Origin of the sequence: Microvirga sp. RSM25, from assembly GCF_044784385.1 — a bacterium.
GTDB classification, from domain to species: domain Bacteria; phylum Pseudomonadota; class Alphaproteobacteria; order Rhizobiales; family Beijerinckiaceae; genus Microvirga; species Microvirga tunisiensis.
In genome coordinates this window covers 933,842-947,167 of sequence record NZ_CP173039.1, presented here as the reverse complement: position 1 = coordinate 947,167, position 13,326 = coordinate 933,842, and the positions used below count along the sequence as shown (strand labels likewise).

Genomic DNA, 13,326 nt, shown 5'->3' with positions numbered 1-13,326 from the left:
GAGACGTAACGATGTGTGACTCTGAATGGGATCGGCCTTACGCGGCCTTCTTCTGGGCGGCGGCCTGCTCCAGCACGCCCATGATGTCGCTCTCCTTCATGATCAGGAGATCCTCGCCATCGATCTTCACTTCCGTGCCGGACCACTTGCCGAAGAGCACGGTGTCGCCGACCCGGACGTCGAGGGGAACGAGCTGGCCCTGCTCGTTGCGGGCGCCGGGACCGACAGCGATTACCTCGCCCTGCTGGGGCTTCTCCTTGGCCGTGTCGGGGATGATGATCCCGCCGGCCGTCTTCTCCTCGGCATCGATGCGCTTGACCACGATACGGTCGTGCAAAGGACGGAACTTCATGAAGCTTCCTCCAATGATATCAGCATGTTAACTGTTCACGCGGAGCCTCTGCGGGCCTCCGCGGCCGATGATTTGGTTGAACAAGCTTTACCGTTCAAGAGGAGCGATAAAAAAAATTTGGCACTCCTGGGAACAGGGCGGCAATTCGCCTATCGGGCGCAAAACTGGGCGCTTCTCTCCCCGTCGTCATCGGCCTCGTGCCGGTCATGAAAAGCGCTACGCTCCAGACAATCGAGATGGCCGGAACAAGCCCGGCCATGACATGGAGAGTTTGAAAGCGCTCCCGGGTTCTGTTCCGCAGCCCCGGTATGATCTTTCGATCGGCTAGTAATGCGGCGGCGGAGGCTCGGGCGCCGATGGTCCACCCGCATTGTCCGCGACCTCCTGGACGCGGTCGAGCAGTTCGTTGAGCTGGCGCTTCAGGCTGTCGATCTGCTTCCACTGGGCAATGACGGTCTGGTTCAGATCCTCGATCATCTGGTCCTGATACGCGACGCGCACCTCGAGCGCTTCGATGCGGGCCTCAAGATCACTCATCGGATTGTCCCGTCTCGCCCGCCTGCTCCACGAGCCCGTGGCCAAGCGCGACCCGCTCGTCGAAGACGAAGCATCCGCCATTCCAGCGGCTCTCCGCTTCCGGAACCTCTTCAAGGTATTTGAGGATGCCGCCTTTGAGATGGAACACCTCCTCGAATCCTTGCGCCAGCATGTAGGAGCTGGCCTTCTCGCAGCGGATGCCGCCGGTGCAGAACATGGCGACCCTCCTGTGCTGCGCCGGATCGAGCTCGTTCCTCACGAAATCCTTGAACTCGCTGAAGCGCTTGATCCGCGGGTCGACCGCCCCTTCGAAGGTGCCCATCTCGACCTCGAAATCGTTGCGGGTGTCGAGCAGGACAATACCAGGCTCTTCCAGCAGCCCGTTCCACTCGGCCGGCGTCACATAGGTTCCGACCCGGCGCAGCGGGTCGGTCTGCGGATCGCCGAGGGTCACGATCTCCTTCTTGAGCCGCACCTTCATCCGCTTGAACGGCATCTCCGTCGCGGTCGAGAACTTGAGCTCGAGATTGTTGAGACGGCCCATGAACAGCGTACCCTCGCGCAGCTCGATCATGAGCGCATCGACGGCCTCATGGCTTCCGGCGACCGTCCCGTTGATGCCCTCGTGGGCAAGCAGGAGCGTGCCCCTGACCCCAAGTTCCAGGCAGAGCTTGTGCAGCGGGTCCTTCAGCTCCCGGAAGTCCGGCAACGGAACGAACTGGTAAAGGGCGGCAACTTCGTACGTCATGGCCGCTGTTTATCAGCCGGAGCCGAGGCGGGAAACCCACACATCCCGTCCTTGGTGTCGCCCCGTGTCCCGTCATGGCCGTCCCCGGACTTGATCCGGGGATCAGTCCCGGCCATCCCGATACGGAAAGGCACAACGCTTCACCCGATCGGGGTCACCGGCACGAAGCCGGTGATGACGACGGAGATTGCACGTTCTTACCGCCTACAGCTTCGGCCAGGGCCGCCTGTCCGGGCACATCGTCTCCCAGGCGTGCGAGAGCCGCAGCACGCCGACATCGTCGAAGCGGCGGCCGATGATCTGGAGACCGATGGGCAGTCCCGCCGTCGTGTAGCCCGCATTGACGGAGGATGCCGGCTGGTCCGACATGTTCAAGGCGACCGTGTAGCCGATATGCTCGAACGGTTCCTCGGGATTGTGGATGGGGGACGCCAGCTCCGCCGGATAGGCGACGCAGGGCGCCACCGGCGAGATCACGAAGTCGAAGCGATGCGTGGCGGCGACGGCTGCATGCCGCATCACCATCATCTGGTTCATGCCGCTGTAGACTTCGGCGCCCGTCAGCGCCTTTCCGCCTTCGGCCCATTGTAGGATGTAGGGCAGGATCTTCGCACGATCCTCGTCGCTCAAGGGAGCGATGTCCATCCACGCCCGCTGGCGCCAGAAATCGTCGAGGCCGTCGAGCATCTCGCGGGTGATGAAGGCAGGTACCTCTTCGACGATCGCGCCGGCCTCGGCAAAGGCTTTCGCGGCGCGTTCCACGGCCTCTCGGACCTCCGGGTCGAGAGGCATGCCGATGCCCGCCTGCATCATCACGCCGATCTTCAGGCCTTTGATGTCGATGTCGAGATCGAGCCAGGGCAGATCCTGGTAAGGCAGGCTCATCGGATCGCGCACGTCAGGACGCGTTAGGCTTTTCATCATGAGAGCCGCGTCGCGCACCGTGCGCGTCATCGGTCCCGCGACGCGGCCGTAATAGGTCGGATCGATGGGGATGCGACCGAAGCTCGGTTTCAGGCCGAACACGCCGCACCAGGAGGCCGGCAGGCGGATCGAGCCGCCGATATCGGTGCCGATATGGAACGGCCCATAGCCGGCCGCCGCCGCAGCGCCCGCTCCCGCCGAGCTGCCGCCTGGATTCTTCGAGAGGTCCCATGGATTGCGCGCGAGCGGGTGAAAGCTCGACAACCCGGACGAAAGCATGCCGTAATCCGGCATGGTGGTCTTGGCGAGAATGACCACGCCATCCTCGCGCAGGCGTGCCGCCGACGGCGCATCCTCGGTAGCCGGGATGAGCGGGCGCGCCGCCGTGCCGAGCGGCACCGGCGTTCCTTTGGTGGCAATGTTTTCCTTGATGGTCGCGGGAATGCCGTCGAGCGCCTTCGCCTGTCCCCTCATCCAGCGCTGCTCGGAGGCGCGCGCATCGCGAAGCGCCGCGTCCGGGTCGAAGGCATAGAGCGCCTGGAGCCGCGGCTCATAAGCATCGATGCGTGCAATCACAGCCTTCGCGACTTCGACGGGAGACACCGCCTTGCGGGCAAAAGCTTCGAGAAGCTCAGGAGCGGACCAATCGGCCAGATCGGCCGATGAGCTGCCGCGTGTCTGATACGAAGATGATTGCGTACTCAATGCGAAATTCTCCTCAAGGAATCGGCCCGCAGCCATGCTGGAGCCTTCCGTGAGACCGGTAAACCGGTTTTGTCTTTGCCCGCGCGCATAGGCCTATGCCACCAACGCAGAGGCAGGGTGTGAGGGTGACAGAAAGAGCCTCCGGCATGATACTCTTTGGAGGCATGCCCGCCGGATCATGGCACAAAGCCGAGGCCTTCTCGTTTCCCAGTCACCGAAGAGTTGTTGCCCCGATCCCGACCCTTTCCTGCAAGGAGGCCTCATCAACGGGTGCGAAACGCCTGTTCATAAAGGTACGCCGAGATTGCACACTCTGAAGTTGTGTAACTATTATCCTGTAGAGGTGCCCGGCTTCTTCCCCGGGGATCTGCAACGCGGTGATACCCTGCCATGAAGAATGGTACGAAGGCCGCCATTCATCGGAGAAACCAGCTCCTCGCTGCTTTGGAGCCAGATGATTATTTGTGGCTCGAACCTCATCTCGAAGTCGTGGACTTGCCTCGGGGCAAGGTCGTCTATCAGACCGGCGAGTCGCTCCGATACTCTTATTTCCCCCATGACGCCGTCGTTTCACTGGTCACTGTTCTGCGGAATGGCGGCTCTGTCGAAATGGCCGTGTTCGGGAGGGAATCCGTATTCGGCTTCGTGAGCGCGCTCGTCACCCGTCAATCCTTCGGACGTTACGTTACTCAGATTTCCGGAACAGCGTCGCGTGTTGCTTTGGATCGCCTGAGCGAGGCTCTTGAAAAGCGCCCGAAAATTCGACGTGTGCTGTTCCGTTACACGGAAGCCCTTTTGGCGCAGACCCTGCAAACCGTCGCCTGCAATGCGGTTCATAGCGTGGAAGCCCGGTGCTGCCGCGCCATCCTGAGCACCCGCGACCGAACCGACAAGGACGACATTCCGCTCACCCATGAAACCCTGGCAGAGATGCTCGGGGTTCAGCGCTCGACCGTGAGCAGCGTCACGAGCGCGCTCCAGCGGATGGGCCTGATCAGTCAGGGCCGTGGGACGGTCAGGATTACCGATCGGACCGGACTCGAGGAGACGGCATGCGAGTGCTACCACGCGATCCGTCAAAGCTTCGAGAGGCTCTTTCCGGGAGGCCCCGAGCGGGCCGAGCCAATGGCGAAGCCTCGCCTTGCTCCGGCAAAGAATCGCAACACGGCGAGGTAATCGGAAGAAAGATTTCTTCTGGTTTTGTCGGGTTCCCAACAGACGGGGTAACCCTACCTTAGTATTCTTAAACTCTATTAACGCAAAGTTAATACGAGGGACGAGATGAACGATACTAAGTTTCATAACAATGAATCGAACAACGGGGCTCTCCTTCCCAGAATGTATTCACCCACCTTCCAGCCTTTGCTTCAGTCCCTTCTCGCGACCTTGGCCGACATCGATTTCGACTACGAGCAGGAACGCGAGAAGCTGAGCATCAACTCACCGGACACCAACATCAAGATCCGCGCTCTCGAGAAGCTGAAAGCCCGCCACTACGAGCGCCGGCAGCCTTACATCCAGCAACTCGCCATTCTGCAGAAACGCATGATGGAATTAAGAGCGTAGTCAAACGTCTCACTATTAGGCGCGATTCAAACGCCAGGCGTCGAGGTCAAGAACAATATTCTTTGGGGCATAAGCACTCAACGAGTCAGGTCAGATGAGTGCGTTCACAAGACCTGAGCACACACCACCTGCTCACGAGGGATTGTAGCCAATGACTGAGGAAGAAATCGAAATCGTTGCGGAGGAACTGGCCAAGATCGGTGGCGTGACTTGGTATCCCGGACGTGAAAAGGGAACCCTGATGAGGGTCGTCTGCGACCGCTACCGCGATAGGGCCAGGGTGGCGATCGAAGCCCTTGATCGCTACCGGTCCGGTCGGCAAGCGTCTCTCTCGCAAGACAACGGACAGGCCGACAGGCTCTCGACGAGCAGCAAGCCGCATGCCAAGACGCATGCATCGACTCATGACGAGATCAGACCTGGGACGACCGTCATATACCGTCCTCCGGGGGATCGGAGGGCCTATTCCTGCCGAGTTGTCGAGATCGAGGGCAATCGTGCGTACCTTGCCCCCATCCTTCGGGCCTGCACGGACTGGGTTTCCATCGAGCACCTCGTCCCGGCGCAGGAACCCGACAAGGCTGCGGCCCACGACTGAACCATCTCCAAAGACCGTCAGGAAACACCGTCAGGGCGGCTCTGTAGGGAGCCGCCCTCGCTTTGTCCGACCAAGCCTCCGCTTACTGGGTCAGCTTGCTGTACGTGCCGCCCTTCCAGACATTGATGTTGTATTTCGGGTCCTTGATGTCGCCCTTCTCGTCGAAGGTCACCGGCCCGAGCACCGTGTCGACATTCGTACTGCGCAGGGTCTTTGCCACGGCCTTCGGATCCGCGCTCCCGGCCTTGCCGATTCCGCCGGCGATGGCCTGAACGGTCGCGTAGGAGAACAGGGTAAAGCCCTCCGGCACGAAACCGATCTGCTGGAACTGGGCCAGCGCCCCCTTGGCCGCCTCGCTGTCGCGACCGTCGGGCGGGAAGGTGAACAGGGTTCCGTCAGCCGCGGGACCTGCCACGGCGCCGAATTCCGGCGTCGCGATGCTGTCGCCCATCATCAGCTGGAATTTGTAATTCTGATCGGCGGCCTGACGCATGATGAGGCCGGCCTCGGTGTGATAGCCGCCGAAATAGAGGAACTCGACGCCCTGGCTCTTGAGACGATTGACCACGGCCTTGTAGTCCTTTTCGCCCGGGTTGATACCCTCGTACATCACCTCCTTCACACCAGCGCCGTTGAGGGAGGCCTTCACCACATCGGCGAGTCCTTTGCCATAGGCGCTCTTGTCATGAAGGATGGCGATCTTCTTGGCTCCGTAATTCTGCTTGATCCACGGACCGATGAACTTGCCCTGCGCGTCATCGCGGCCATAGAGGCGCATGATGGTCGACCAGCCCTGCTCGGCCGCCTTGTCGGTCATCGCCGGATTGCTGGATGCCGGGCTCATCATCAGAACGTCAGCCTCGGCATAGACCTCGGAGGCCGGGATCGAGGAGCCGGAGCAGGCATGGCCGTCGACGAACTTGATGCCGTCGGCGATGATGCGGTTGGCGATGGCGACGGCCTGCTTGGGATCGCAGGCATCGTCATAAAGGACGACTTTGAGGGTCTTCCCGTTGACGCCGCCATTCTTGTTGATGGCCTGTGCCGCAAGTTCGGCGCCGTGCTTGAGCTGCTCGCCGATGCTGGCGACCGCACCGGTCATCGGTCCGGCCACGGCGATGGTGATATCCTCTGCGCGAGCAACCCCGGTTCCCGCCAGCAAGGCCAGGATGGACAGACGATAGGCGGACCCTCTCTTCATGGCAGTGCCTCCAGCTTTCTGCTTCGCCGCTTCAGGCCGATTGCCGCCGGAAGCGTTCGAGCTTGAAACGAGAGATGTCGTTCGCAGGTGTTTTTCCAAGGGCGAGGTCGGCCAGCACCTCTCCGATCACGCTGGCGAACTTGAAGCCATGCCCCGAACACGGCGAGGCCAGGATAATCCGCGGATCGGCAGAAGACCGGTCGATCACGAAATCCTCGTCCGGGGTCCGAGTGTACATGCAGGTCCGCATGGCCCGGAGCGGCCCGTTCGCCTCCGGCATCGCCAGGGCGAGCATGCGCCGGATCTGCGCCTCGTCGGCGGCTCCGCCGTCCTGGCTCAAATCGTCGGCCGACGGGAGATAGGCACCCTTGCGGTGGGACGCCGCCTTGACGCCCGTGCCGGCGAAATCCGGAAAACCGTAGCAGGCATCGTCCTCGGATTCGAGAATGAAGACCGGGCAGCGATCCGGGGCGTAATAGGCCGGTTGCAGAGGCTCGAACCAGCCGAGCACCTGGCGCGTCAGCTTGAGATGCGGCTTCAGCTCGGGCGCGAAATCGCCGATCCAGGCACCCGCCGCAACGATCACGGACCCGGCCTCGATCTCACCGGCTTCCGTCCTCACACGCACGCCGGAGCCGAGCGGCTCGATGGCCAGGACACGTGTCCCCGTCCTGACTTCGGCGCCATGTCTTTCCGCCAGTCCGACGAATTGCTGGATGGCGAGCTCCGGCCGCAGGAAACCGCCTTCAGGCTGATACAATCCGGTCCAGTGGGGCGGCACCTTGAAAGCCGGAAACCGCCGGTTGATCTCGGCCGCGTCTAGGACCTCATGGTCGAGGCCATGCAACCTGGACGCTTCGAGGGAGCCCTCGACGATCGGGCAGCCGGGATAGCCCGCCTCGAGGATTCCGGTGACGGTGAGAATGTTGTGGCCGCAGAGCTGCTCCAGCTCGCGCCACTTCTCCATCGCGCGACGCGCCAAGGGAACATAGGACGGGTGCTCGAAATAGGAGAGCCGGATGATCCGGCTCTCTCCATGCGAAGAGCCCTTGTCATGCCCCGGCTCGAATTGTTCGATGCCGACGACGCGCCGTCCCTGACGAGCAAGATTGAAGAGGGCGGCGCTCCCCATCGCGCCAAGCCCGATCACCGCCACATCGAACGTCGTCATCGACCCTACCTTTCAAGACCCTGCCGAACGCGGGCGCCTACATTCCGCGGCGCGCAATGGTTCGTCAATCCGGCCCTCTGAGAGCCGTCCTGAGCATGGGTTACGGGCCTTAAGCAAAAGCCCCGGTAGTTTCCTGCGAGGCCGATGAGCACACCTTAGATGATGAAAAAGTCCTTCTCGCTGATGGATGCCGGTGCTGAGCGCCGTGTTACGTGTCGCGCCGACAGGCCCATTCCGGGCCGTGCGCAGCCACACACGACACTGAATATTATTCCGCATCTTTATTTGATATCGCTCGCGAACGACTATCTGGATGAAGAATCCTCTGTCACCCGGCATCGCGAAAAGACCCTGCCCTCCTCGGTGATTCATTCCGACCTATAATGGATCGGCAGGCTGCGGCGGGACGCAGATATTGGAACCCTTTTGACGCGGCTGCTGTTCTCGTGGATCAGACGAGGAGGAACACATGAGCCGAGGCTTTCCATCCATGACGGCCCTCTTGGGGCTTCTTGCGGTCGCAGGATTCCAGAATAGGGATAAGATTGCTGAGATGCTCGGCGGCCTTACATCCAACCCAGGCGGGGCTCCGGGTGGCCCGGGACATCAACAAGGCGGCCCGGCCGGCGCAGGTGGCCTAGGCGGTTTAGGCGGCCTGGGCGGATTGCTGGGCGGCTTGGGCGGACAGAATCCCGGCGGTCTGCTGAGCGGCGGCTTGGGTGAGTTGGTCGACAGCTTCCGACAGAATGGCCAGGGCGATGTTGCCGATTCCTGGGTTGGCACCGGCCCGAACAAGGAGGTCGCTCCACAGCAATTGGAGCAGGCGATCGGACCTGACGTCTTGGCGGCTCTGACGCAGCAAACCGGTTTGTCGCGAGAGGAGATCCTTGCGCGACTGTCCAAGGAGCTTCCGCAGGCCGTTGATCAGTATACGCCCGAAGGACGGATCCCCAGCGCATGACGGAACCGCTTGGTCATTCGAAAGGTGAGCGCCGCCCATAAGGTCAACGGCACTCACGAATACTGACCATGGCAGAGCGCCTCGGCTTTCTTGCAAGGCCGGGCGCTCTATCCTTTTGACCTGCCCCCTACCTCCATCGCCTCGTTCCTGAAAACCAGTAATCAGGTAGCCTTCCCTCGCTCCGTTGCGAAGCGGAGCGTGGGAGGGGCTGATGCATACTGACCGCTTTGTCGTCTTCAAGTTTCAAGACGAGTGGCTGGTAACCTACGCAGACCGGGAACAGACGGCATTCGCAACGCGTCAGGACGCGGAACGGTCGGCTTTCGACGCGGCGGATACGCTCGCATCCAATGGCCATGCCGTTTCCGTGCTCATCATCCCGGATGTCTCGGAGAATGTCCCCAAACCCTATCCGCACATGGAAAGATCCATCCGGAAGAAGAGCCTGAATTAGAGCCGTCCTCGCTTCGACGCGGTCTCCCACCTTCTCTCGATCCCCTAGCCTCGCCTTCGAGCATTCGCTCGCTTGTGTGCCGATAGTAGCGCATCGTGCGGAACCGGTGGTGCGCGTCAGCGAAATGTGGATCCGGTTTTCCGCGCGGGACGATGCTTATCCCAAGGGTTTAAACATCGGATGGATCCAAAAGTGGTTTCCACTTTCGGGTCCGATGCTCTAGGTTAGGATTATACTGGATGTGCTCCTTGGGAGCGGGACGTCGGCGATGCTCTGGGCAAAGAAGGCAATCGGTCCCGCTGAATGGGGCCCGACTCAGGACCAGTTCGAAGAGCTTTTCGTCAAGCTCGGAAGCCCGAAGCAGATGATGCTCGCCGCTGCGTCCGACCCGACGTCCGGCCAATCGATCTTCCTCATGAGCCTTCCGAATACGACGTTTCTGGGCTCCTTTTCAGGCTTTGAATGCGTGACCGAGGAGGCACTGCCTTCGGAGGCTGCACTGCTTGTCGGTCACAACGACGAGTTGCTCAAGCACTTCAAATATCCGGCGCGAAGGCCGTTGTCTTAGGCCGAACGGTTTTTTCCGCTGAACTTCCCCTCCTCAAGCAAGCCTACGGCAAGCTTGGGCATTGGGTTGCCACAATTCGCTGCCAATGGCCGAGATTGTTCGAGCCTTTGCAGTGGAGAGCATCGTGACCGCAGCCCACGATTTCGATGAGATGGTGGATCTACTCGCATTAAGCCGGCCGTTCGAGCGATCGGCGGGCATGAACATGGCGTGCAAGATCGCGACATTGCCGCTTCGGGATGCCGTCACCCTGGTCGTCGAAGATTGGGCCGACGACAAGTTCAGGCAGTTGAGTGCCGTCATCCTCAGGCGGTCGGCCCCGGCCATCCGCAGCTTCGAGGAGATCCGGCATCTCTACGAGACGGCTGAGATGGCGCCGGCGACATGAGCGAAGCGGAGTGACGCTCCCTCGGCAGTCATGATGCCCTGCATTTGGGCTCACCGGCTCATATTTCACCACCCGCCCCCCTTCCCTCCTGGGCCAGCAACCGCTTTGATGGGCTCGGCTCAGCAACCGATTGGGGGAACGGGGTGGAATTCAACGAAGCAAAGTGCTCATGCCCGAAGTGGTTTCCGGTCTTCCTTTCCGGCATCGGGCTTGCGAGTCTCGCCCTTTCCCATCTGTTCTGGTGAAACCCGCCCATCGGGTGCCTGGGGGCGGCTTTTCCCTCTGCGACTGATGCGATCGGGCGATTTTGGACCTTGACGAAAAGACCCTGTTCGCGTCTATTGCGCCACCTGCGAAGCGGGATCTCAGATCCGGTCTTTTCGCCTGGAGACGTGGCCGAGCGGCTGAAGGCACTCGTTTGCTAAATGAGCATACCCCAAAAGGGTATCGAGGGTTCGAATCCCTCCGTCTCCGCCATCATTTCTTTCTAAAGCGTTGTAAAGTCTGAGCTATTGCGAGGCCGGCCCAAGGCTTCCCCACCCTATTCCCCACCTTCGCTGTTGGCTTGGCTATTAAAGCTATCGCGCCTGTTCAGCCCGAGATCTGTGGTCCTGCGGTGCTTACCCAATGGTCGGTGCTTCTGGGTTTCTCCCCAATTCAGCCTTGTCTTTCTTGGGAGCCATGGGCAGGTGCTTGAAGGTCACACCCTCGGCCGCACTACGTACAGCCTCCGGGCTGACGCCGTACCCGTGGGCGAGTTTGCTCCATTTCAGTTCGCCAGCGGCATAGCGTAATCGTGCCTCCAAGACCTGCTCCACCGTTAGCTTGGTTTGCCCATCCACGTGCCACGCTCAAAAGAACATAAAGCGAACATCTACTTGAATAAGCAGAGCTGTCGAGAGAAGTTCCTCCCTTGCAAGTCAGCGTGTGAAGAGTGTGGATCAGGCACCCAAGGACTCCTGTGGGCGACCAAGTGAGAACTCTGCTGCAGCGGAAAGGCGATTCACCTTCTCCAAGAGTCTGGCTGGACTTGTTGCTCGCAATGGCTACGGTTGCGGAGTCTATAATCCTGGGGGGATTATCCTTGAAACATGTCATTCTAGTGCTCCCATTGATGGGAGCTTTGGCTGCTTGCGCAGGTGCTCAAGCAACCCGCACTTCCGCGAACACGATGGTTATTGACGCTGGCGCGGCTCCAGCCTGTGGCTCTCAGGGCGCAGCAAAGGTGGCGGCGAAGAGCGCCGCCGTTGAAACCATCCGTGCAGGCTACGACAGGTACATCATCACCGGCGCTGCCTCACAGAATAATGTCTCGACCACCCAGATGCCGGGGCAGTTCAACACGGTCGGCTCCAGCACCTACATTGGTGGCGGCTATCGCTCCTACAGTGCAACAACCACCTACGCTCCTGGCCCGACTATTGTTAGCGGCAGCCATGACAGGCAACTCGGTGTTGTGATGTTCCGCAATGGCGAGCTTGGCGCTGAGAACGCCATTGATGCCCGGCAGACGCTTGGGGTTGAATGGGCTGACCTCGTTAAATCAGGCATTCACACTTGCTTGTGACCACACTTGATGGCGGGCAGTAGGAAACTCTGCCTGTTCTCAATCTTTCACCACTCTACGGAAGTCAGCAGTCGCCCAGGCTGCCAATTGAGCCTTGATTTTGCATCGAAATCTTTTGGCAAAAGTCGAGCGAAAACAGCAAAGAATCAAAAACCCACGAGCGCCTCATGCCAAATCAAGACCCCAAGAAGTCGATTAGTAATCTCAGTGAAAATGATGAATCGTTGATAGATTCAAACGCGAGGCGCTATCGCGAAAGCAAAATCATCGCTGATGAAATAATGAAATTGGATGAAATAAATAAGATAACGAAAAATACGCTTATATTAATTGACCTACAAGGTTTATACTTATCATCCATCAAATGGCTAAATGATAATGACTTCCCTATACATGATGGGCGAATCCCAAGCAGGTTTGCATTATACTTAATATTGGACGTTATTTCTAAAATAAAGAACGATATGCTTTCTTTATCAGGGAAAGGAGCAATAGATTATCAAGATTTAATTAAAAAAATTGCCAACAGAGAGGGGGACAACATCAACGTCTCTGGCGCTGTTATGACAAACAATTTTGCGATTGAGCTATTCTACGCTCCATCTCCGCTTAAAGATCTTAAGTGGGAGCTGCAGAAGAACAAATCCAGCCGAAATTCTGAAGTATCTCGGCAATTCGCAGACGTTTCAAAGGGCAAAGTAAGATTCAAATCTATGGACCGCGACTATAGGGTGTACGCTGACTTTATTTCAAAGCTGAAACGCGAGCCCCTAGTCGTTAGATCGGAAGAAGGATTCTTTAATTTCCAAGTAGATCAAAACGGCATCAAGTTTTTCGATGAGAAAGAGGTTGACATAAGGATTGCAATACGCGCCATGGAACAATGTATCGATAAAAAATACGATAACGTCTGCATTGTATCTTCAGACCAAGACTTCTTTCCACTTCATGCCCGTCTCAAGCAGACAGGTATAAAAACATATCACGCTGATGCCGCCAAATTTTCCAATCATCGTAATATCGGAAGAAAAATAAAAGGCATGGGAGCAAACCACATAACTGTTGATATGGACAGAGCGTGGCCACTCAGAGTTATTACAGAGCTAGTTGAGCCCGCGCTCTACAATGTTTCCAAGGATGAGTTAGGCGCGTTGTGTAGAATATTTAACAGCCTAGATAACAATTTTGAGATCCACATGTTCGACAACGACGACGGAACAGCGGGGTTCAGCTTATATAAACCGCTGCGTCATTGAACTCTCGCCTCCTGGACAAGGGCATCTTGTGGCCCCAACTGCGCCCACTAATGAAAGCTCTCACGCACCACCTCATCCCAATCCGTGTGGCTCTGCTGGCGCTTGCAGCCGTTCCTTCTGCCATAAGCCCAGCAGTCGCTGACAACATATGGGTACCGCTCGGCAAAGGATGGGAGCGGTACACGAATGAGCGGTTTGGGACGGTCGCGGATGTGCCGCGTCACGTGTTCAGGCTTGTCGAGCCTCCAGCTGCCAACGGGGATGGCCGAGAGTTCAGGGCTGATGACGAGCAGGACTATGGATCTCAGGAAGCTACGGGCCCTCCGTCGT

General features: G+C 58.9%; 16 protein-coding genes and 1 tRNA gene. 11 read left to right on the top strand and 6 right to left on the bottom strand.

All coding sequences use genetic code 11. The features are described 5' to 3' along the window. Window positions 1–37 precede the first annotated feature (37 nt). The 4 genes from groES to ACD578_RS04555 form a co-directional block, all read right to left on the bottom strand. Window positions 38–352: a co-chaperone GroES gene (groES, locus tag ACD578_RS04570; protein ID WP_404291272.1), complete on the bottom strand. Its 315-nt coding sequence runs from the start codon at window positions 350–352 to the stop codon at window positions 38–40. A 324-nt stretch (window positions 353–676) separates the two neighbouring features. Further along, entirely contained in the window at window positions 677–889 is a 213-nt protein-coding gene (locus tag ACD578_RS04565; protein WP_152710453.1) for a SlyX family protein, read from the bottom strand. Next, window positions 882–1,637, bottom strand: a complete 756-nt coding sequence (locus ACD578_RS04560) for a rhodanese-related sulfurtransferase (RefSeq protein ID WP_404291270.1) — start codon at window positions 1,635–1,637, stop codon at window positions 882–884. The genes ACD578_RS04565 and ACD578_RS04560 overlap by 8 nt, the downstream gene beginning before the upstream one ends. A gap of 204 nt (window positions 1,638–1,841) precedes the next feature. Continuing rightward, window positions 1,842–3,302: an amidase gene (locus ACD578_RS04555; protein WP_404291268.1), complete on the bottom strand. Its 1,461-nt coding sequence runs from the start codon at window positions 3,300–3,302 to the stop codon at window positions 1,842–1,844. 354 nt (window positions 3,303–3,656) lie between these two features. Between ACD578_RS04555 and ACD578_RS04550 the strand changes: the two genes are divergently transcribed. The 3 genes from ACD578_RS04550 to ACD578_RS04540 all read left to right on the top strand — a co-directional run bounded on the left by ACD578_RS04550 (window position 3,657) and on the right by ACD578_RS04540 (window position 5,430). Continuing rightward, window positions 3,657–4,442: a Crp/Fnr family transcriptional regulator gene (locus tag ACD578_RS04550; RefSeq protein ID WP_404291266.1), complete on the top strand. Its 786-nt coding sequence runs from the start codon at window positions 3,657–3,659 to the stop codon at window positions 4,440–4,442. 105 nt (window positions 4,443–4,547) lie between these two features. Then, window positions 4,548–4,832 (top strand): hypothetical protein, encoded by a 285-nt coding sequence (locus ACD578_RS04545; RefSeq protein WP_404291264.1) that lies wholly within the window; start codon window positions 4,548–4,550, stop codon window positions 4,830–4,832. 151 nt (window positions 4,833–4,983) lie between these two features. Continuing rightward, complete coding sequence (locus tag ACD578_RS04540; RefSeq protein WP_404291262.1) at window positions 4,984–5,430, top strand: hypothetical protein; 447 nt, start codon at window positions 4,984–4,986, stop codon at window positions 5,428–5,430. An 82-nt stretch (window positions 5,431–5,512) separates the two neighbouring features. On the opposite strand, the gene ACD578_RS04535 is transcribed toward ACD578_RS04540, so the two are convergent. Together ACD578_RS04535 and solA are read right to left on the bottom strand one after the other, a co-directional pair. Next, the gene (locus tag ACD578_RS04535; protein ID WP_404291260.1) at window positions 5,513–6,631 is read right to left on the bottom strand and encodes a branched-chain amino acid ABC transporter substrate-binding protein; all 1,119 of its coding nucleotides are present in this window, start codon (window positions 6,629–6,631) and stop codon (window positions 5,513–5,515) included. A 31-nt stretch (window positions 6,632–6,662) separates the two neighbouring features. Further along, window positions 6,663–7,802 (bottom strand): N-methyl-L-tryptophan oxidase, encoded by a 1,140-nt coding sequence (gene solA / locus ACD578_RS04530; protein ID WP_404291258.1) that lies wholly within the window; start codon window positions 7,800–7,802, stop codon window positions 6,663–6,665. A gap of 159 nt (window positions 7,803–7,961) precedes the next feature. On the opposite strand from solA, the gene ACD578_RS04525 reads away from it, so the two are divergent. From ACD578_RS04525 to ACD578_RS04490, 8 genes are all read left to right on the top strand, one after another. Then, the gene (locus ACD578_RS04525; protein WP_404291256.1) at window positions 7,962–8,186 is read left to right on the top strand and encodes a hypothetical protein; all 225 of its coding nucleotides are present in this window, start codon (window positions 7,962–7,964) and stop codon (window positions 8,184–8,186) included. Window positions 8,187–8,271: 85 nt separating this feature from the next. Next, window positions 8,272–8,763, top strand: a complete 492-nt coding sequence (locus tag ACD578_RS04520; protein WP_404291254.1) for a YidB family protein — start codon at window positions 8,272–8,274, stop codon at window positions 8,761–8,763. Between the two features lie 211 nt (window positions 8,764–8,974). Beyond that, entirely contained in the window at window positions 8,975–9,217 is a 243-nt protein-coding gene (locus ACD578_RS04515; RefSeq protein ID WP_404291252.1) for a hypothetical protein, read from the top strand. A 268-nt stretch (window positions 9,218–9,485) separates the two neighbouring features. Then, window positions 9,486–9,785 (top strand): hypothetical protein, encoded by a 300-nt coding sequence (locus ACD578_RS04510; protein WP_152710463.1) that lies wholly within the window; start codon window positions 9,486–9,488, stop codon window positions 9,783–9,785. Between the two features lie 124 nt (window positions 9,786–9,909). Beyond that, window positions 9,910–10,173: a hypothetical protein gene (locus ACD578_RS04505; RefSeq protein WP_404291250.1), complete on the top strand. Its 264-nt coding sequence runs from the start codon at window positions 9,910–9,912 to the stop codon at window positions 10,171–10,173. A 386-nt stretch (window positions 10,174–10,559) separates the two neighbouring features. Then, window positions 10,560–10,650 (top strand) — tRNA-Ser (locus tag ACD578_RS04500). Window positions 10,651–11,257: 607 nt separating this feature from the next. Next, complete coding sequence (locus tag ACD578_RS04495; RefSeq protein WP_404291248.1) at window positions 11,258–11,740, top strand: hypothetical protein; 483 nt, start codon at window positions 11,258–11,260, stop codon at window positions 11,738–11,740. A gap of 167 nt (window positions 11,741–11,907) precedes the next feature. Continuing rightward, window positions 11,908–12,996, top strand: a complete 1,089-nt coding sequence (locus tag ACD578_RS04490; RefSeq protein ID WP_404291246.1) for an NYN domain-containing protein — start codon at window positions 11,908–11,910, stop codon at window positions 12,994–12,996. Window positions 12,997–13,326: the final 330 nt, after the last annotated feature.

Coding starts and splice junctions, on each gene's coding strand:
- groES (WP_404291272.1), bottom strand. CDS start 352: ATGAAGTTCCGTCCTTTGCACGACCGTATCGTGGTCAAGCGCATCGAT.
- ACD578_RS04565 (WP_152710453.1), bottom strand. CDS start 889: ATGAGTGATCTTGAGGCCCGCATCGAAGCGCTCGAGGTGCGCGTCGCG.
- ACD578_RS04560 (WP_404291270.1), bottom strand. CDS start 1,637: ATGACGTACGAAGTTGCCGCCCTTTACCAGTTCGTTCCGTTGCCGGAC.
- ACD578_RS04555 (WP_404291268.1), bottom strand. CDS start 3,302: ATGGCTGCGGGCCGATTCCTTGAGGAGAATTTCGCATTGAGTACGCAA.
- ACD578_RS04550 (WP_404291266.1), top strand. CDS start 3,657: ATGAAGAATGGTACGAAGGCCGCCATTCATCGGAGAAACCAGCTCCTC.
- ACD578_RS04545 (WP_404291264.1), top strand. CDS start 4,548: ATGAACGATACTAAGTTTCATAACAATGAATCGAACAACGGGGCTCTC.
- ACD578_RS04540 (WP_404291262.1), top strand. CDS start 4,984: ATGACTGAGGAAGAAATCGAAATCGTTGCGGAGGAACTGGCCAAGATC.
- ACD578_RS04535 (WP_404291260.1), bottom strand. CDS start 6,631: ATGAAGAGAGGGTCCGCCTATCGTCTGTCCATCCTGGCCTTGCTGGCG.
- solA (WP_404291258.1), bottom strand. CDS start 7,802: ATGACGACGTTCGATGTGGCGGTGATCGGGCTTGGCGCGATGGGGAGC.
- ACD578_RS04525 (WP_404291256.1), top strand. CDS start 7,962: ATGATGAAAAAGTCCTTCTCGCTGATGGATGCCGGTGCTGAGCGCCGT.
- ACD578_RS04520 (WP_404291254.1), top strand. CDS start 8,272: ATGAGCCGAGGCTTTCCATCCATGACGGCCCTCTTGGGGCTTCTTGCG.
- ACD578_RS04515 (WP_404291252.1), top strand. CDS start 8,975: ATGCATACTGACCGCTTTGTCGTCTTCAAGTTTCAAGACGAGTGGCTG.
- ACD578_RS04510 (WP_152710463.1), top strand. CDS start 9,486: ATGCTCTGGGCAAAGAAGGCAATCGGTCCCGCTGAATGGGGCCCGACT.
- ACD578_RS04490 (WP_404291246.1), top strand. CDS start 11,908: ATGCCAAATCAAGACCCCAAGAAGTCGATTAGTAATCTCAGTGAAAAT.